Origin of the sequence: Nonomuraea sp. 3N208 (assembly GCF_052245935.1) — a bacterium.
Classification (GTDB): Bacteria; Actinomycetota; Actinomycetes; order Streptosporangiales; family Streptosporangiaceae; genus Nonomuraea.
Genome location: NZ_JBQQBR010000033.1, coordinates 15,462 through 34,199, shown reverse-complemented (window position 1 = coordinate 34,199; position 18,738 = coordinate 15,462). Strand labels below are relative to the sequence as shown.

Below are 18,738 nucleotides of genomic sequence, written 5' to 3'. Positions count from 1 at the left end.
TCCGCAGCCATAGCCGCAACCGAGGCTTTGACATGTCCAATTTCCTCCGATGACTGGCGAATGAATCCAGAGGAAGCGGGCGGGCCATCAGCGGCCCCGGGCTGCCCGCCACTCCGGTGCCAGAACCGACCAGACCTCCATATCGTGCCGCTTTCCCCGGTGCGGGTAGCTCTCCCGGAGCACGCCGTCCCTCGTCATCCCGAGCCGCCGGGCCACGGCGATGCTGGCCTGGTTCTCCGCCGAGGCCTGCCACTCCACGCGATGGATGCCCCGCTCTTCGACGGCCCAATCGATGATCACACGCGTGGCCCTGGTCACCAGACCTTTGCCCACCGCCGACGGCTCCAGCCAGCAGCCCGCCTCGGCGGTGCCGTGCTCGACGTCCATCGTCCGGAAGAGGACTCCGCCGACCAGCTTGCCGTCCATCCAGATGCCGTAGATCCGCCCCGCGTCGGCCGCGGCCTTGTCCGCGTACGACTGGAGGAACGAGCGGCTCGACGCCAGGTTCTTGACCACGTGCGGCAGCCCGATGTATTGCCCGATGAACTCCCGTCCCCGGTCGATGTGGGTCAGGAACTCCTCTGCTCGCCACGGCTCGAGCGGCCGCAGCTCAGCGCCGTCGTCGCCCAGCGATATCGCGTACATCGTCCCCCATCCCTCCGGAAATCAGGCGTATTGCGAAGAGATCTTCTCATGAGCTTCATCATGGACCCTCAGCAGCGGGATGGCCGCGACGAGCGTGCCGGCGAACAGGACCAGCGTGCCGCCCGTGCGGCCCAGGAGTCTGCCGGGAGTGATCACCTGACGGTGGCTGAGCAGGGCAATCGCAGCGTTGACATCGGCGATCTTCATCTCAAGCTGGAGCGCGAGTTCGTGGCGCAGGCTTCAGGCAGTGGGTGCCAGGTCCCGGCGGCGCAGGAACGCCAGCCCCGTCGCGGCCAGTGCCGCGGCCACCATCGTCAGCCCGAGCAGCGGTGCCCACGGTGACGTGGTGCTGCCCAGCAACATCGCCGGTACGTGCACGAACGGTGACAGATCCTGGACGAACCCGGTGGCCAGCTCGAACTCGGCCAGCAGGTCCACCACCAGGATGAGGCCGAGCACCGTCCAGCTCACGGCCGCCGCCACCCGGGGCAGCACGCCGAACAGGAGCGTCGCGAATCCGACCACGGTCCAGACCGCGGGCAGGTAGGCGAGCGTGGCCCCGGCGACGCGGACCGGGTCGCCGTCGTAGGTGAGCCCGGCCGCCGCGCCCAGCATGGCGAGCAGCACCGCGGAGCCCGCGATGGCGAACACCAGATGGCTCAGCGCCCAGCGCAGCCGGTCGACCGGGGTGGACAGCAGCAGGTCGGCCCGGCCCGCCGCCTCCTCGCCACGGGCGCGCAGCGCGGGCACCAGTGCCGCGCCGGCGACGAGCTGGCTGAGCACGTACATCATGAAGGTGAAGAACACATCCGAGATGCGGGCATCGGCACCACCGATGGCGGCGGCGAGTTCGCGGAACTGCGCTGTGTCCAGCTGCGCATCCAGGCCGCGGGCAGACACGCCGAGCAACGCGCCGAACAGGCCGAAACCGATCGCGAAGCCGGCGAGGGTGCCCCGGTGCAGCCGTCCGGCCAGGCCGAAGACGCCCGACAGCGTCCCGGCGCCGGGTCCGGGGCGCGCAGGCAGCAGGCCGCCGGCCACGTCACGCCGCGTGGACACCACGAACGCGGACGCCGCCAGGGCGGCGACGAACACCACGACCAGCCCCAGCACCCACCATCGGTCGCCGGCGTAGGGCTTGGTCAGCCGGACCCAGCCGAACGGCGACACCCACGCGAGCCAGGCGATGCCGCCGAGGTCGGCGAGCGAACGCAGCGCGAACAGCAGGCCGCCGAGGGCGATCGCGATGCCGCGCGCCGTACCGGATGAGGAGGTGAGCTGCGCGGCGACGGCGGCCATGACCGCGAATGCCCAGCCCCCGGCCGCGGTGGAGAGCCCGAACAGCAGCGAGGAGCTCGCAGGCAGCCCGTTGCCGACCAGGCCGGGAACCGACAGCAGGCCCAGCAGCAGATTGGCGGCGAGCACGACCGCGAGCGCGGCGGCCACCGGGGCGTGGCGGCCGATGACGCCCGAGGACAGCAGCTCGCGCCGGCCGCTCTCCTCCTCGGCCCTGGTGTGCCTGATCATCAGCAGGACGCTGATCAGCCCGCCGATCAGTGCGGTGGACGAGCCGAGCGTCCATGCGGTCAGGCCGCCGACGCTCGCGTCATAGATGACGCCGCGGGTGGCCAGCTGCGCGGGGTTGCTCATCGAGGCCGCCGCGAACGCGTCGCGGGCGGCCTGGTCGGCATACAGCCCGGCGGTGGCGGACGCGATGCTCGCCGGGAACAATGCGCTGATGGCGATCCACGCCGGCAGCAGCACGCGGTCTCTGCGCAGGATGAGCCGGATCAGCGTCCAGGTGCCGATCATCTCGCGGCTCCCTCGTAGTGGCGCAGGAACAGCTCTTCCAGCGTCGGCGGATGCGTGGTCAGCGCGCGTACGCCGGCCCTGGCCAGCTCGGCGAGCACTGGCGTGAGCGCGTCACCGTCCACCTGGCAACGCAGCCGGGCGCCGTCCACGGCGAGGTCGTGCACGCCGGGCAGCGCGGCCAGGCCGGGTGCGGGTCCGGCCAGCTCGGCCGTCACCGAGGTGCGGGTGAGATGGCGCAGGTCGGCCAGGCTGCCGGATTCGACGGTACGGCCGGCGCGGATGATGCTCACCCGGTCGCACAGCGCCTCCACCTCCGACAGGATGTGGCTGGACAGCAGCACGGTGCGGCCGCGGCGTTTCTCCTGCTGGACGCACTCGTTGAAGACCGCCTCCATCAGCGGGTCCAGGCCCGAGGTCGGCTCGTCAAGCACCAGCAGCTCCACGTCGGAGGCGAAGGCGGCCACCAGCGCCACCTTCTGCCGGTTGCCCTTGGAGTAGGTGCGGCACTTCTTGCGCGGATCGAGCTCGAAGCGCTCGAGTAACTCGGCGCGCCGCTGGGGGTCGAGGCCGCCGCGTACCCTGCCGAGCAGGTCGATGACCTCGCCGCCGGTCAGCGAGGGCCACAGGGTGACGTCGCCGGGCACGTAGGCGAGCCGCTGGTGCAGCCGCGTGGCGTCGTGCCAGGGATCGCCGCCGAGCAGCTCTGCCTGGCCGCTGTCGGCCCGCATCTGGCCCAGGAGGATACGGATCGCGGTGGTCTTCCCTGCGCCGTTGGGGCCGAGGAATCCGTGCACCTCGCCCGTCTTGACGGTGAGGTCGAGCCCGTTCAGAGCCCTCGTCTGGCCGAAGGTCTTGACCAGCCCGCCGGTGTGCACTGCGGCGTTCATCGTTGCCCCTCGAACTTCTCCAGGCCCGCCCGCGCCTGCTCGAACAGCTCGCGGCCGAGGAATTCCGGTTTGATCAGGTCGAGCTGGGCCTTGCCGACGCGCAGCGCGCCCTGCGGGCCGTAGAGATCCGTGCCGAGAGCACGGGAGACGTGCTCGTGCAGCACGGTGATGCCCAGCTTCATCGCCGTCAGCAGGGTCGCACGGGCACGGTGGTCGGCCTCGGAGTGGCCCTCGCGGGCCAGATTGTCCTCCGTCACGTTCACGAGCTCGTCGAACATGGCGGCGGCTTCGGGCGAGCCGTCCACGAGCGCGCGGCCGAGGTATTTCATCAGCGGCGGCGCGGTGCGATGGACGTTCTCAATGAACTCGGGCTTTTCCAGGTTGCGCTCAGAGACGCCGGCGTTGACCTGCTCGCGTACGTAGCTCAGGACGTACTCGTCGCAGGACTGCCTCAGCTCCTCCTTGCTGCCGAAGTGGTGCTGCACGAGGCCGGGGGAGACTCCGGCCGCTTGGGCGATCCCGCGGATCGTGGTGGCCTTGACCCCTTGCTCGGCGAACAAGGCCATCGCGACGTCGCGAATCCGGGCGCGAGCCGTCAGATCCTCTTCAGAGATTGGTCGCATGTCCAGCATGCTATACGAATGTATTGGAAGCCGTGCAACTGTCCAGCAGTGGGTCCGCGCGCTCGATCGAGTACGAGACGATGCTGCGCTCAACCGGCAGACATCCGCCATGATGCGCGCCGGGCTGGTGGAACGCCACGGTGGAGGGTGCTGGTCAGGAAGTCGGCTTGGCTTTCGGCTGTCCGAGTTTCTCGGCGGGCGGCTGCTGTACCTGGTCGGCGGGTGGGGCGGTGACTGAGACCTGGGTGCCGAAGTCGCTGAAGTCCGTCACGGTCGGGTGGCCCGTGTCGCTGAAGGCGACCTCCAGATGCCGGACCCGGCCCTGGTCGTCCACGTCCACGACTCCTGTGGCCCCCACTGAGGCGCCCGCTTTGAGGTCGGTGCCGGCCGTGGCCTCCAGCGAGAACGTGAACCGCTTGCCCGTCCAGCCCTGTCCTGAGGCGGTGCCGCTCTCGCGGACGTCGGTGGCCGATCGGAGCCGCTGGAGCGCCGCCTGGGGGTCCAGTGGGGCGAGCTTGACCAGGGCGACGGCCGGCGGTGCCTGCTCCAACTCGGCATCGCTGCGCGGAGAGACCATCCACGTGGTCTCGCCGCTCTCCCTGACGTACACCAGGTCGCCGACGAACCGGGTCTCCGTCCCGTCGGTCCTCGTGATGACACCCACCCGCCGGACGGGGTCGAAGGCGCCGTCGAACTCCCTCTCGCCGGCCGTGGTGTGAATGCGGTAGCTCTCCTGGCTGGTGTTCTCGACGGCGGCGACCACCTGGGCCTGCGCCGTGGACTGGGTCGCGGGCAGGACGACCGCGACCGCGGCCACCGTGGCGGCGGCGCCCAGCGCGGCGAGCGGGACCAGGACCCTGGCCAGCCGGCGTCTCGGCAGCGCCGGCATGAGGTCGATGCCCGCCGGCCGGTCCTCGGTCGCCTTGGTGAGCAGCGTGCGGATTTCATGCTCGTTCATGGACGGCTCCTCGTGTTGGCTTCTCACCGGATCCCACTCCCTTCCTCCTCGGTTCGGTTGACCAGCGTGCCGGGCGAGATCAGCCGCCGCATCGCCTGCAGGCCGCGGTGGGTGTGGGTCTTGACCGTCCCCACCGAGCAGCCCATCAGTTCGGCGACCTCCGCCTCCGGGAGGTCCACGAAGAATCGCAGCACCAAAGCCGTCCGCTGCCTGACCGGCAGCTTCGCCAGCGCGTTCCGTACGTCCTCCGCCACGGCCCCGGCGTCTCCCACGTCGCCCGGACCGGGCGGATCGGGCAGCTCAGCGCGGGGGATCTCGCGGCGCCATCGCGCACGCCACCACGATCGGTACGTGTTGACCAGAATGCGGCGCAGGTAGGCGTCGGGGTCGCTGCTGGTATCCAGCCGGTGCCACACCCGATACAGCTTGCCCAGGCAGGACTGCACCAGATCTTCAGCCAGGTGCCAATCCCCGGTGAGCAGGACCGCCGTTCTCAGGTGGTGGTCTCCCCGGTGCCGCACGAACTCCACGAATTCCGCGTCCACCCGCTCTCCTCTCCTTCATAGGACCACCTCCTGACACTCCCTGAGGTTCGTCCTGGGTTGACCGGAAGCCCATGGATATTTCATCGATGCCGAGCTGTGCCCGGTTGTTCCCTTCCTGTAACAGATGACCAGAATGAGTTGATCGTTCCTCTTCCCTTCAGCCTCTCCATGCACACCGTTCACTCGTGGGATCCACTCTGTCCGCCCGAGGGCAAGCCTCTTGGAACGTAAATAGAAGGGACCGCACCCGATGCAGCAAGAGTTACTGGGTGCCTTACGGAGCCGAGGACGTCTCGGCACGGCCGTCGTGGTCGCGGTGCTGCTGGTGAGCAGCCTCGTGACCGCCGCGTACGCCGACCCGGGGCAGGGGGAGCAGGATCGGGGGCGGCCCAGCCCGACGCCGACCACCTCCCAGAGCCCTCCGGCACTCACCCCGGCCGGCGGCTCGTACCTCGAGGGCGCGGTGAAGGTCGCGGCGGTGCCGACCGCGGCCGGTGACAGCGTCACGAAGCTCGACCTCGACGGCACCGCGCTGAACGCCACCCGGACGGTGGGCGTCTCCAAGCTCCGCTTCGACGTCGGCTCGAACTCGACCTCGGGGCTGTACCACAACCACGTGCTCGTCAACGGCGCGTACCGGAGCGACATCGGCGACTACGTCAACGAGCGGGCGACCATCGAGATCCCGAACGAGCACCTCGTCAAGGGCGAGAACACCGTCGAGATCGTCGTCGGCGCCATCCAGTCCTCGTGCGGCCTCAACTACGACGACTTCGTGCTGTTCGACGTGGGCCTCGAACTGCTCGGCGAGGTCGCGGACGGCGAGGACAACCCCTACTCCCTCTCCTTCGGCGACGGCGATTGCGGCACGAACGCCTCGCTGCTGAAGCGCGCCACGCTCAAGTTCTTCGTCCTGGGCGACCCGCAGGGCACCACGGGTCTGGCCGCGGACGTGGACACCACGACGCTGGCCAATGGCGAGCACGCCATCACCGCCACGACCGCGGCCGGGGTCACGGTCAAGAACACCGTGACCGTGAACAACGCCCCCGCCGGGGCGCCGCGGCTGCTGCCCACGGACGGCACGCTCGTGGCCGGCACCAAGCCGGTCTTCGCGACCGTCCCGGCCGCCGGCGAGGCCGGCGTCAAGTCCCTCACCGTCGATGGCAAGGAACCCGCCACGAAGGCCACTCTGGGCAACGGCGCCGCGATGTTCGCCTTCGACGTGGGTGCGGACTCGATCGACGACAGGTTCGACAACTTCCTGCTCGTCAACGGCAAGCGCATCGACCTGGGCGGATCCTGGGCGAGCCGGCGCGTGACCGTCGCGGTCCCGGCACGATTCCTGGTGCCGGGCGAGAACACGATCAAGGTCGTCACCGGGGACTACCGGGAGTCCTGCGGCAACAACCGCGACGACTTCACGATCTCGAACCTCGCGCTCGGCCTCGACGGCGGCACCGTGACCGGCCAGGACGTCAAACCGTCGTACGAGATGGGCGACGGCGCCTGCGGCAGCAGCCAGACCGCGCTGCGCGAAGCCGAGTTGCGCTACACGATCGACGCCCCGGCGGTGCACCTCGTCGAAACGCTCGGCTCGGGCAACGCCACGCTCAGCTTCAACGTGGGCGGCAACGCGATCGAGGCGCGCTATCAGAACTTCGTGCTCGTCAACGGCCAGAAGATCGTGCTGGACGGCGACTTCCTGAGCCGGCGCGTCGACTTCACGATCCCGAACGAGTACCTCGTGCCCGGCTGGAACACGATCGACTTCGTGACCGGCACCTTTCCGACATCCTGCGGCAACAACCGCGACGACTTCACGATCTCGAACATCGTCCTCACCCCGGCGCAGGGCACGGCAGCCGGCCAGATGCTCAAGACCTCGTACGGCATGGGCGACGGCGACTGCGGCGCCAACGTCAACCCGCTGAGGGAGATCGACCTCGAGTTCCTCGTGACCGCGCCGGCCCGCGGCCTGCGCGCGGACCTCGACACCACCAAGCTCGAGGACGGCAAGCACACCATCGCCGCGGCGTCGACCACGGGGGAGACCGCCACCCGCCTCTTGATCAGCGACAATACGGCGCCGAAGGTCGCCCAGAGCGTGCCGGGCGCGGACGAGAAGATCACCGCCTCGGTCGTGCTGGACGTCAAGCTGGAGGACGCCAACGGTGTCGTGTCGGGGCCGGACGTCAGGCTCGACGGCCAGCCGATCGCGCTGGGCGCCAAGGTGGGCCTCGGCCTGCGGGCCGGCAAGCACACGCTCTCCGTAACCGGCGCCGACGGGCTCGGGAACACCGCGACCCGCGAGGTCGTGTTCGAGTCCGCGGGCATCCCGGACGTGCCCGCCGAGCTGTCCCCGGCGCTGGGGGCCGTCGACGTGTCGGATCCCGTCACGCTCTCGGCCAAGGTGGCCGAGCCCGACGGCGGCCAGGTGACGGCGACGTTCTCCGAGGCCAAGATCCTGACCCCGAACCAGGTGTTCCAGGGCACGGCCCAGTCCGTCCCCACGACCCTGCGGGTCCCGGACGAGCAGCACGTCAAGGCCGACGGGCTTGAGCCCGCCGACGGCAAGACGCTCGACGCGCCCGCCGGACAGGATCTCACCTACCAGCGGTACGACATCCAGGTGAAGGGTCACGTGGACTCCCCGGTCCTGCGCTGGGAAGGCGCCATCGACCCCGAGCGCCTGGCGTCACTGCGGGTGTGGAACACGAAGGCCAAGGCATGGGACCTGCTGACAAGCGCTCGCGGCGCGGCCGAGGGCAAGACCGTGCTCAGCGCCGTCGTCGACGCGGACTACATCGACAGGCAGCAGGTTCACGTCATGGTGACGGGTGAGGACCCGTTCGCCGACGACATCGAGCCCGGTGACCCGAACGGCTTCGCCGACCCCGCCACGTACGACTTCTCGATCGCGCACTTCACCGACACGCAGTACATCTCCGAGGGGGCGGTCGAGCAGGAGAGCGCCGAGGAGCGCGCGGTGTGGGAGTCCGCCTACGCCGGCATCGTCAACTGGATCAAGGACAACAAGGACCAGCGCAAGATCTCGTACGTCGCGCACACCGGCGACATCATCGAGAACAACATCCGCAAGCCCGCCAACGAAGCCCAGCAGCGGCAGGTGACCGGCGAGTTCGAGGTGTCGTCGAGGCAGCAGCGTGTGCTGGACGACGCGAAAATCCCGAACGGTGTGGTCGCCGGAAACCACGACAACCAGTCGGGCACCGAGAACGGGCCGGAGGCCATCTACAACAAGTACTACGGCCCCAGCCGGTACCAGAACGCGTCGCAGGGCTGGCAGCACGCCGAGTACGGCGGTCCATGGAAGGAAGGCGACAACCAGAACCACTACGACCTGTTCTCCGCCGGCGGGCTGGACTTCGTCGTGGTCGGCCTGTCGTACGGGGTGACGAGGGAGGAGGCCGAATGGGCCGACTCCGTCTTCAAGAAGTTCGCCGGCCGCAACGGCATCCTGCTCTCGCACGACTACATCGTGCCGAGCACCAGCCCCGACGGGCGCGGCGCCGGGTTCGCGGCGCCCGACGGCTCGGTGTTGTACAAGACGGTGGTCGAGAAGAACCCGAACGTCTTCCTCATCCTCGCCGGGCACGAGCACGGCGTGGGCACCAACGTGAAGCCGAAGGTCGGCCAGGTCGGCAACGGCGTCGTCGAGCTCCTGGCGGACTACCAGTTCTACACGGTGTCGGCCGACCGCCTCGGGCTCACTGAGGTCGGCGGATACAACCCGACCGACCAGCTCCAGTTCGGCGCGAGCTTCTTCCGGCTGCTGCAGTTCAACGTCAAGCGGGCGGAGCTGAGCGTGGACACCTACTCCCCGCTGCTCAACGACTTCGGCGCCGGCGAGTTCGACCCGAGGCGCCGCTACAACGGCCTCGAGGACAACATGGTGTTGCCGGTCGACCTCACCTCCCGCACGACGACGTTCCAGACCGATTCCCTGGCGCTCTACGAGCCCACCAGGATCATCGGCAAGAGCACGGTCGCGTCGGGTCAGGTCGCCTCGGTGACCTGGGACCGCCTCAAGGCCAACACGGCCTACGCCTGGTTCGTCACGGCACGCTCCACCGGCGGCGGCGTGACCGCCTCCGAGCCGAGCGTCTTCATCACGAAGGACGAGCACGGGCGCCCCGGCACGTGGGGACCTGACTCACCGATGTACCGCTGGTTCGAGCGCTGACCCATCGCCGCCCCGGGCTTCCTGTCCGGGGCGGCTTTCACCCCCGATTCCTGGAGAAACGACACATGTCCCGCAGGAGCTGGTGGTCCGCCGTCGTCCTCTTCGGCGTCGTCGTGGCGGGCCTGGTGCATCCCGCTCCCGCGGTGGCGCACGACGCGACCACGAAGGCCCATGCCGAGGTGACCGGTACGGGCGCGAACGTCAAGGTCGTGCTCGACCTCGAGTACGACCTCCTCATGAAGTCGGCCTGGCTCTACGCGGAGGCCTACGAGGCGAAGGAGCGGACCGAGCAACTCCGTCAGCTCACGATCAATCGCGACGCCGTGACCGAGTACGTCACGGAACGCTTCGCCGTGGCCTACGACGACAAGGCCTGCACGCCCACGATGGCCGGCGACGCGGACGTGCGCATGCGCGGCAAGGCCGCCTTCGCGGTGCTGACCTTCGCCTACGCCTGCGGCGACGAGGCCGGGGGAGTCCACGCGATCTCGAGTGCGCTGTTCCCCGACGCCGAGACCTTCGTGCACAGCACGGAGACGATCGTCCGGTACGACCTCGCCGGTGAGAAGGGCTCCGCGGTCCTGGCCGCCGCGCACCCGACGCTGCGGGTCGGCGAGCACGACCTGTGGCAGCAGGTGGGAGAGTTCTTCCTGCTCGGCGCCGAGCACCTGGTGTTCGGCCTCGACCACATCCTCTTCCTGCTCGCCCTGCTCATCGGCGCGCGCGGTCTCCGCGACGTGGTCATCACGGTTTCCGCCTTCACGGCCGCCCACAGCATCACGTTCCTGCTGGCGGCGATGGGAGTCGTGGACGTTCCCGGAGAGATCGTCGAGCCGGTCATCGCGGTGTCGATCATTGTCGTGGCGATCGCCAACCTCCTGGGCCGCGAGGCGGACAGGCTGGGCAAATGGCGGTTGCCTGTCGTCTTCGCCTTCGGCCTGATGCACGGGCTGGGCTTCGCGGGCGCGCTGGACATCGACCAGAGCGGGTCGTGGGAGCTGCTCCTGTCGCTCCTGAGCTTCAACGTCGGCATCGAGGTGACGCAGCTCGCGATCATCGCGGTGTTGTTCCCGCTGCTGGTACTGCTGCGCCGGACGTCCGCCGCCCGCTGGGCGGTGGTCGCGATGTCTGTCCCCATCGTGGTGGTCAGCCTGTACTGGTTCTTCGACCGCATCCCGCTGCCGCTCTGACTCAGGTATCTGTTCGGCCGGGGAGGATCGGTATACCGTCGGGCGACACAGCCCCCCTCAAGGAGACGCCAACCGTGCGATCCCCGTTCCTGGCCTTGTTCGCGGCCGCGGTGGCAGTTGCCACGGCACTCACGCTCCACGCTCCTCCCGCCCACGCGGCCAGGGCGCAGGACGACCTGCTGGACAGGCTCACCGCCATCCCCGGACTCACCGTGGTGTCGGAGACCCAGCCGGTCGGCTACCGGTTCTTCGTCCTGGCCTTCACTCAGCCGGTCGATCACAGAAACCCCGGCAAGGGGACCTTCCAGCAGCGACTCACCCTGCTCCACCGGTCGACCGAGGCACCCGTGGTCCTCTACACAGGCGGGTACGGGCTGCCCGTCAATCCCGCGGCCTCGCGTACCGAACCGACCCGGCTGCTCGACGGCAACCAGGTCTCCGTCGAACACCGCTTCTTCCGCTCCTCGCGTCCGGCGCCGGCCGACTGGGACGACCTGACCATCTGGCAGGAGGCGACGGACGAGCACCGGATCGTTCAGGCGCTCAAGACGGTCTACTCGGGGAAATGGATCCAGACGGGCGCGAGCAAGGGCGGCATGACGTCCGTCTACCACCGGCGTTTCTACCCCGCCGACGTGGACGGCGTGGTGGCCTACGTCGCCCCCAACGACCGGGTGAATCCCCTCGATCACGAGTACGACGGGTTCTTCGCCGGCGTCGGCGCCGCGTCGTGCCGGACCGCGCTGGAGACCGTGCAGCGTGAAGCACTTCAACGGCGTGACCGGATGGTGGCGCTCCTGGAGTCGGACGCCGAGCGCAACGGCTACACCTTCACCAAGACGCTCGGCAGCGCCGACCGGTCGTTCGAGATGACGATCCTTGATACGGCATGGGCGTTCTGGCAGTACTCATCGGCGGCGGACTGCGCCGCCGTGCCTCCTGCGACCGCGACGGACGCGGAACTGTACGCCTGGATCGACTCCGTCGCCTTCTTCGGGTTCTACACCGACCAGGGCTTGGAGTACTACACGCCGTACTACTACCAGGCCGCCACCCAGCTCGGCTGGCCCGATCTCGCGTTCAAGCACCTGCGCGGGCTGATCCGCTACCGCGGCCTCTACCAGCCCAACTCGGTGCTGCCCGCCGAACTCCGTGCCCGGCACGACGCGCGTCCGATGCTGGACGTGGACTACTGGGTGCGGACGCGGTCGGAGCGGATGATGTTCATCTACGGCGAGAACGATCCGTGGAGCGCTGAGCGGTTCACCCCGAGCCGGCGTGACTCCTCCCTCTATGTCGCGCCCGGCGCCAACCACGGCGCCAACATCTCGCTCCTGTCCGAGGCGGATCGCGCGGCGGCGACGGCCACCCTGCGCCGCTGGGCGGAGGTGGCGCCGGCGCAGCGGCGCCAGGAGCCGGCGGCCATTCCGGACGACGACATGCTCACCGACCGCCGGACCCGCTGACGGCGAAGGGGCGGATCCGGCCTGGAGCCCTGGCGGCTGTCAGGGCTCCAAGGTCAGGCGTTCCTGTCATCCGGCGGCGGCGCGAACTGGCCGTAGCGGACGTCGCGGGTCTCGTCCCCGAAGGGCGCCTGGCCCTGCGGGGGCGCGGGGTACCCGTACTGGCTGGATCCGTACTGGTCGGGCCCGTACTGGCCGGGCTGCCCGTACTGGCCGGGCTGCCCGGACTGGACATGGCCGTTGTGCTGGGGCGATCCGTACTGTGCGGCTTCGTAGCCGTACGCACCCTGCGCCGGCTGCTGCACGGGAGGTGACACCTGGGCCTGGCCGGCCGGGAGCTGCCGCCACTGAGGCGGCGGCACCGCGCCGTACGAGGGCGGGGCGAAGGACGGCTGGGGGCGCCGGCGCCGGCGTCGGCGCAGGGCCATGACCAGCACGAGAGCGATCACGACGGCGAGCAGCACGCCGGCCCCGATGAGCACCCACATCAGGATCGGCTTGGGCGTCTCGTCCTTGCCCGCGGAGATGGCCTGCTGCGTGTCGCTGATGTACTTGGCCACGTACGGGTGGTTCGGGAACAGCGCCTGGACCTCGCGGAACTTCGGCAGCGCGGCCGAGTAGTGGTGCCGGAAGAAGTCGTTGAGCGCCTCGTTGTAGCGGGTCGACGTGATGGTCTGAGCGGGCTTGATGTTCTTCTCGCCCAGCTTCTCCTTGATGATGCCCACCGGCAGGACGAAGCTCTCGTTCTCCGAGGCCTCGCCGCCCTCGCTCACCGTGCCGGCGATCAGCATGCCGATGACCTTGCCGTCCTTGCTGAACACCGGGCCACCGGAGTTGCCCTTGTAGGAAGGCGCCTGCGTCTGGATGTACGGCACGCCGGTCTGCGTGGTGCGCTTGGCGTTGTACGGGCCCTCGGTCAGCGCCGGCTCCAGCTTGGACTCAAGGCTGAAGAACGGCGTGTTCGTGACCAGGCCGGGGAAACCGCTGATGTACAGCGTGTCGCCGGTACGCACATCGGCGTCGTCGCCCAGCGGCACGGTCGGCAGGTTCTGCTGCCCGTTGACCTTGAGCAGCGCGAAGTCCTTGCCGGGGTAGCTCTCGCCCACCGACACCAGCTCGGCCGGGACGGCCTTGGCGGTCTTGTCCACGCCACCGCCGGGCAGGCTCTGCATCACATTCAGGCTCTGCTTCAGGTTGCTGAGCTTCATGTTGTTCGTGTTGAACGTGATATAGATCTGCTGCGCGAGCTTGAGGATCTCTTCGTCGGCCGCGAGGTCGCCCAGGCCGCTGATGATCTCCTTGGCGTCCTGCTCGTTGAACTTCTTCAGCGCCTGCTGCGCGAACAGCTGGCTGAGCTCGGTCTCGCCGACCTGGACGCAGTGTGCTCCGGTGACCATGTAGCCGTCGGGAGTGACCCACCAGCCGGTGCACATGCCGCCGACCTCGGCGTCGACCGTACGCTCGGGGGTGGTCGCGGAGACGTAGGCGTCCACGTTGGCCGCGATCTGCTGGAATATCCACTTGGCGATGCTGCGCTCGTCCGAGGAGATCTTGCCCGCCGTCACGGCCGTGACGGCCTGCTGACTGAGCTGCTCGATCTGAGCCTGGTTGATCGTGTTGGACGGCACGGAGACCGTCGCGGTGTAGGTGAAGCTGGTCAGCTGGACCGCGGGCTGGGTCCGGGCGGCCAGCCAGGTGCCGACGGGCACGTCGGGCCGCTCATCGGGCGTGGGGTCGGCCAGCGCGGGTGACGCGGGCAACGCGACCGCCATGACGACCGCCGCCGCAGCGGCGATCTTCGTAAACCTTTTCCTGATATTTCCGTCCACAGCTGGAATGGTGGGGGACGGCTCTTGTGGGTGGCTTGGAGTCGACTGGGCTGCTGCTCTCCAGCCCTTCAAGACAAGGCAAGGCCCTTCAAAACACGGGAAGCTCTACCCGCCGCCCCAATCCGAACTCCCCTGCCTTGTCGTGCGTGACCATGGCGAAGGCGCCGCCGGGCACTCCGTCGAGAACGACCGCGCGGGAGGCGATGCTCAGGAGCGTGACTTCTTCGGCCCCGCTGATGAAGAAGACATAGACGTCCCCGAACTCCTCACTGTCGTCGAAGACCTCCGCCTCCCCCTGCTGCTCCCTCTCGAAGATGAACTCGTCGATCACATCGATCCACGGAAAGGCGTAGTCGTCTTCGGAGACCCGTGGATCCGCGACCAGTGGAACGTGGATCTCAACGACAAGATTGGCCATGCCCCTATAGTGCCTGGTTCCTGAGCGGGCGGACCGAGTCGCGGACGATGATGTGGGTGCCGAGCAGGACGTGCTCGGCCATGCCCGACCGGTCCTGCCCGCGTGCGAGTGCCAGGCGTACGGCGGTGCGGCCCAGTTCCTCGTGCGGCACGTGCACGGTGGTGAGGTCGATGTCGGCGGCCGGGGGCAGGTCGTCGAAGCCGACCATGGAGACGTCGTCGGGGACGCGCAGCCCGTGCTCGCGCAGCGCCTGGCGGGCGCCTGCCGCGATGAGGTCGTTGCCGGCGAAGATGGCCGTGAAGTCGCGTGGCCCGGCCGCGAGCCGTTCGCGGACCATGCGGTAACCCTCCAGCCGCTCCATCGTGCCCTTGACCTCCAGGCCGGGATCGTGCGGCACGCTGTGGTCGGCCAGGGCCTTGCGGTAGCCGGTGACGCGGCTCTCCGGGGTGGTGTAGCCGTCGCGCCGGCCGAGGAACAGGATGCGCCGGTGGCCTGCCGACAGCAGGTGGCTGGTGATGGCGTAGGCGCCGCCGGTGTTGTCGTACTCGACGACGAGGGCAGGCACGTCGGGGCCCAGCGGCGGGCGCCCGCACAGGACGAGCTGCGAGCCGGCGAGCGCCAGCGCGCGGGCGTATTCGGCCATGCGCTCGCGGTAGGCCTCGTCGTTGACGACGTTGCCGACGAGGATCACGCATTCGGCGTGCTCCTGACGCATGAGCTGCACGGTGGCGAGCTCGCGCTCCGGGTCGCCGCCGGTGGTGCCGACGATGCACAGCTTGCCTTCGAGCGCGGCCTGCGCGTGCACACCCTGCGCGACGTGGGCGTAGTGCGGGGAGACGACGGAGTTGACGATGATGGCGACGCTCCGGCTGCTCGCGCCGGCAAGCCCGCGCGCGTTGGCGTTGGCCACGTAGTCGAGCTCGCGGACCGCGCGCATGACCTTGCTCCGGGTGGCGGGCGCGCTGGGGTAGGTGCCGGACAGGATCCGGGAGACCGTGGCGACGGACACGCCCGCGTGTGCGGCCACGTCACGGATCGTCGTCGGCCGCCGCACCTCGTCGCCGGACGCCGCACGCCGGGCCATCCCACCTCCACCTGGCGCTGGAACACGCTGGGCATGAAACGTGCTGGTAAACCGCTTACATGCGATGGTTCCGCGTCGCGACCACACTGTCAAATCGCTGCTCGAGCGCCTTCTGGAGCAGGGCAAAAGCCCGCGCAGCCGGTTAGTCGCGGGTCGTCGCTGCAAACGTATCCCTCGATTGCAGTGGCCTCTTGACAGGCCTTACCCCTCATGCTGCGATCAGCCCTTAGTAAACGGTTTAACAACTGGCCGTTTCATCGCTGTTACGCCAACCGAGTGGAGCCCCCCATGGCGATGATGTCCCGACGAAACCTGCTTTTGAGCGCCGCGGCGGTCGGCGCAGCGGGGCAGGTCGGCTGGACCGCGGGATCGGCGCGTGCCGAGTCCGCAGCGGTCACCCCAGCGGCGAGCGGAGCGCTCGAGGACGGTGTCCAGCTCCGGTGGCTGGAAGGCGGCGCACCCCGGCAGCTCGCCGCGGGATCCACGTGGGGCGTGCCGTGGCCGAAGGGCGCCGTGCCCAAGGACCAGGCCTTCGCGTTGCGTACGGCCGCGGGGCAGCAGGTGCCCGTGCAGACCTGGGCCACCGGGTACTGGCCTGACGGGTCGCTCAAGTGGACCGCGCACGCCATCGGCACCGAGGTCGCCCCGGCCGAGCAGTACGTGCTCACCGCCGGACAGCCGGCCACGCCCGCGGCGGCCGTGACGGTCACGGACGGCGGCGACCAGGTCGAGGTGAGCACCGGCGTCATCCGGTGCCTGATCCCGAAGAAGGGCGACCGGCTGGTGAGCGCCATCCTGCGGGGCGACCGCGAGATCGCCCGCGACGGCGAGCTCGTCTGCCTGCGACAGGGCGAGCCCGAGGACGACGAGAGCGGCTCGGTGAAGCAGGAGAGGTTCACCGGCCGGACGGAGAAGGTGACGGTCGAGCAGTCAGGTCCGGTCCGCGCGGTGGTCAGGATCGAGGGCGGACATCGGCGCGGCAACCGGTCCTGGCTGCCCTTCACCGTGCGCCTGTACTTCTACGCCGGCAGCGACGGCATCCGCGCGGTGCACAGCTTCGTCTACGACGGCGACGAGCGGGAGGACTTCATCAGCGGCCTCGGCATCCGGTTCCAGGTCCCGATGCGCGACGAGCTGTACAACAGGCACGTGCGCTTCGCAGGAACGGGCGACGGCGTCCTGGCGGAGGCGGTGCGCGGCATCACCGGCCTGCGCCGCGACCCGGGCGCCGCGGTCCGCCAGGCGCAGGTCGCCGGGAAGGCGACTCCGCCGGTGGCGACCTGGGACACCCGGGTCAGCTCGCGGCTGCACCTCATCCCGGCCTTCGGCGACTACTCGCTGCGCCAGCTCACCGCCGACGGCTTCCAGATCCGCAAGCGCACGAAGAAGGGCCACGGCTGGATCCCGGTCGACGCCGGCGGCCGGGCCGGCGGGCTCGGGTACGTCGGCGGCCCCAGCGGCGGCTTCGCCTTCGGCATGCGCAACTTCTGGCAGCTGCACCCCACCCAGCTCGACATCCGCGGCGCGGCGGGCGAGAACGCCGAAGTCACCTTGTGGTTGTGGTCGCCCGACGCCGGGCCCATGGACCTGCGGTTCTACCACGACGGGATGGGCCAGGACACCTACGCCGAGCAGCTCGAGGGCTTGGAGATCACGTACGAGGACTACGAGCCGGGCTTCGGCACGCCGTACGGCATCGCGCGCACGACCGAGTTGATGTTCTGGGCGCTGGAGGCCACCCCGGCCGCCGAGAAGGTGGCGGAGCTGGCCCACGCCGTGCAGACGCCGCCGCTCGTCGTCGCGCCGCCCGCGCACCTGCACGCGGCCAAGGTGTTCGGCGACTGGTCGCCGGTCGACCGCTCGACCCCCGCCAAGGCCCGCATCGAAGACCGGCTGGACTTCCTGTTCGACTTCCACAGCAAGCAGGTCGAGCAGAGGTCCTGGTACGGCTTCTGGGACTACGGCGACATCATGCACAGCTACGACCCCGACCGGCACGTCTGGCGTTACGACGTCGGCGGTTACGCCTGGGCCAACTCCGAGCTGTCGCCCGACCTGTGGCTCTGGTACCACTACCTGCGCACCGGCAAGGCCGAGGCGTTCCGCTTCGCCGAATCGATGACCCGGCACACCGGCGAGGTCGACGTCTACCACCTCGGCAAATGGCGGGACCTGGGGACCCGGCACGGCGTTCAGCATTGGGCCGACAGCGCCAAGCAACTGCGCATCAGCACCGCCGGCTACCGGCGATTCATGTACTTCCTCACCGCCGACGAGCGCATCGGCGACCTGATGCACGATCTCGTCGACTCCGACAAGACGTTCCTGGTCCTTGACCCCATCCGCAAGATCCGCACGGGCCCGTACGAGCCGGACCCGCACGCCCTCTCCGTCGGCACCGGCACCGACTGGAGCGGCCTCGCCCTGGCCTGGCTGACCGAATGGGAGCGCGGCGGCGACCCGATCGCCAAGGAGAAGCTCCTGAACAGCATGCGCTCCATCGCCGCGATGCCCAACGGCTTCGCGCGCGGCGGCGGCCTGTACGACCTCGACGACGGCACCTTCAAGCCCACCGAGCCGGCCGTCAGCGTCGGCTCGCTCGGCTCGGTGTTCGGGCTGGTCGAGGTCTGCAGCGAGGTCATCCACCTGACCGGGGACGAGGCGTTCACCAAGGCGTGGTTGCAGTATTGCCGCCTCTACAACGGCACCGCCGCCGAGCAGACGGCGGAGACCGGGCAGTCGTGGGGAAACCTGAACCTGCGCCAGGCCCACTCCCGGCTCACCGCCTACGCCGCCGCCAAGCTCGGCGACGCGACCCTGGCCGCGCGGGCGTGGAAGGAGTTCGACACCGGCCACGCCGGATACCCCAAGACTCTGGAGTTCAAGGCGGTGCGCGTGGAGGGCTCGAAGGTGCTCAAGCCGGTCGACGAGACCTCCTTCGCCTCGACCAACGCCTCCTCGCAGTACGGCCTGGCCGCCATCCAGTGCCTCGCCCTCGTGGGCGACCACCTTCCCGCGTAATGGCGGGTTCCACGTCCACAGCGCCGGCCCTCGAGGGCCCCCGCCCAGGCCCGCCC

General features: G+C 69.3%; 14 protein-coding genes. 4 read left to right on the top strand and 10 right to left on the bottom strand.

The window, feature by feature from the left end:
• Positions 1–87 precede the first annotated feature (87 nt).
• The 7 genes from ACTWPT_RS40175 to ACTWPT_RS40145 all read right to left on the bottom strand — a co-directional run bounded on the left by ACTWPT_RS40175 (position 88) and on the right by ACTWPT_RS40145 (position 5,470).
• Complete coding sequence (locus ACTWPT_RS40175) at positions 88–645, bottom strand: GNAT family N-acetyltransferase (protein WP_443182768.1); 558 nt, start codon at positions 643–645, stop codon at positions 88–90.
• A 21-nt stretch (positions 646–666) separates the two neighbouring features.
• Complete coding sequence (locus tag ACTWPT_RS40170; protein WP_443182767.1) at positions 667–852, bottom strand: hypothetical protein; 186 nt, start codon at positions 850–852, stop codon at positions 667–669.
• A gap of 33 nt (positions 853–885) precedes the next feature.
• Positions 886–2,457 (bottom strand): ABC transporter permease, encoded by a 1,572-nt coding sequence (locus ACTWPT_RS40165; RefSeq protein ID WP_443182766.1) that lies wholly within the window; start codon positions 2,455–2,457, stop codon positions 886–888.
• On the bottom strand, positions 2,454–3,344 hold the full coding sequence (locus tag ACTWPT_RS40160) for an ABC transporter ATP-binding protein (protein ID WP_443182765.1): 891 nt from the start codon (positions 3,342–3,344) through the stop codon (positions 2,454–2,456). Before ACTWPT_RS40160 ends, ACTWPT_RS40165 begins: the two co-directional genes overlap by 4 nt.
• Positions 3,341–3,967 (bottom strand): TetR/AcrR family transcriptional regulator, encoded by a 627-nt coding sequence (locus ACTWPT_RS40155; protein WP_443182764.1) that lies wholly within the window; start codon positions 3,965–3,967, stop codon positions 3,341–3,343. Before ACTWPT_RS40155 ends, ACTWPT_RS40160 begins: the two co-directional genes overlap by 4 nt.
• Before the next feature lie 154 nt (positions 3,968–4,121).
• Entirely contained in the window at positions 4,122–4,925 is an 804-nt protein-coding gene (locus ACTWPT_RS40150; RefSeq protein ID WP_443182763.1) for a hypothetical protein, read from the bottom strand.
• 23 nt (positions 4,926–4,948) lie between these two features.
• Positions 4,949–5,470, bottom strand: a complete 522-nt coding sequence (locus ACTWPT_RS40145) for a SigE family RNA polymerase sigma factor (RefSeq protein WP_443182762.1) — start codon at positions 5,468–5,470, stop codon at positions 4,949–4,951.
• 250 nt (positions 5,471–5,720) lie between these two features.
• Between ACTWPT_RS40145 and ACTWPT_RS40140 the strand changes: the two genes are divergently transcribed.
• The 3 genes from ACTWPT_RS40140 (at position 5,721) to ACTWPT_RS40130 (ending at position 12,333) form a co-directional block, all read left to right on the top strand.
• Complete coding sequence (locus ACTWPT_RS40140; RefSeq protein WP_443182761.1) at positions 5,721–9,677, top strand: metallophosphoesterase; 3,957 nt, start codon at positions 5,721–5,723, stop codon at positions 9,675–9,677.
• 65 nt (positions 9,678–9,742) lie between these two features.
• Complete coding sequence (locus ACTWPT_RS40135; RefSeq protein WP_443182760.1) at positions 9,743–10,867, top strand: HupE/UreJ family protein; 1,125 nt, start codon at positions 9,743–9,745, stop codon at positions 10,865–10,867.
• 74 nt (positions 10,868–10,941) lie between these two features.
• A complete protein-coding gene (locus ACTWPT_RS40130; RefSeq protein ID WP_443182759.1) occupies positions 10,942–12,333 on the top strand; it encodes a S28 family serine protease in 1,392 nt (463 codons plus the stop codon).
• Between the two features lie 53 nt (positions 12,334–12,386).
• On the opposite strand, the gene ACTWPT_RS40125 is transcribed toward ACTWPT_RS40130, so the two are convergent.
• The 3 genes from ACTWPT_RS40125 to ACTWPT_RS40115 all read right to left on the bottom strand — a co-directional run bounded on the left by ACTWPT_RS40125 (position 12,387) and on the right by ACTWPT_RS40115 (position 15,661).
• Positions 12,387–14,159: a S1 family peptidase gene (locus ACTWPT_RS40125; RefSeq protein WP_443182758.1), complete on the bottom strand. Its 1,773-nt coding sequence runs from the start codon at positions 14,157–14,159 to the stop codon at positions 12,387–12,389.
• Positions 14,160–14,247: 88 nt separating this feature from the next.
• Complete coding sequence (locus ACTWPT_RS40120; protein WP_327589950.1) at positions 14,248–14,577, bottom strand: hypothetical protein; 330 nt, start codon at positions 14,575–14,577, stop codon at positions 14,248–14,250.
• Positions 14,578–14,581: 4 nt separating this feature from the next.
• On the bottom strand, positions 14,582–15,661 hold the full coding sequence (locus tag ACTWPT_RS40115; protein WP_443182757.1) for a LacI family DNA-binding transcriptional regulator: 1,080 nt from the start codon (positions 15,659–15,661) through the stop codon (positions 14,582–14,584).
• 288 nt (positions 15,662–15,949) lie between these two features.
• Between ACTWPT_RS40115 and ACTWPT_RS40110 the strand changes: the two genes are divergently transcribed.
• Positions 15,950–18,682 carry an exo-rhamnogalacturonan lyase family protein gene (locus ACTWPT_RS40110; RefSeq protein WP_443182756.1) on the top strand — a complete coding sequence of 911 codons (2,733 nt, stop codon included), beginning with the start codon at positions 15,950–15,952 and terminating at the stop codon, positions 18,680–18,682.
• Positions 18,683–18,738: the final 56 nt, after the last annotated feature.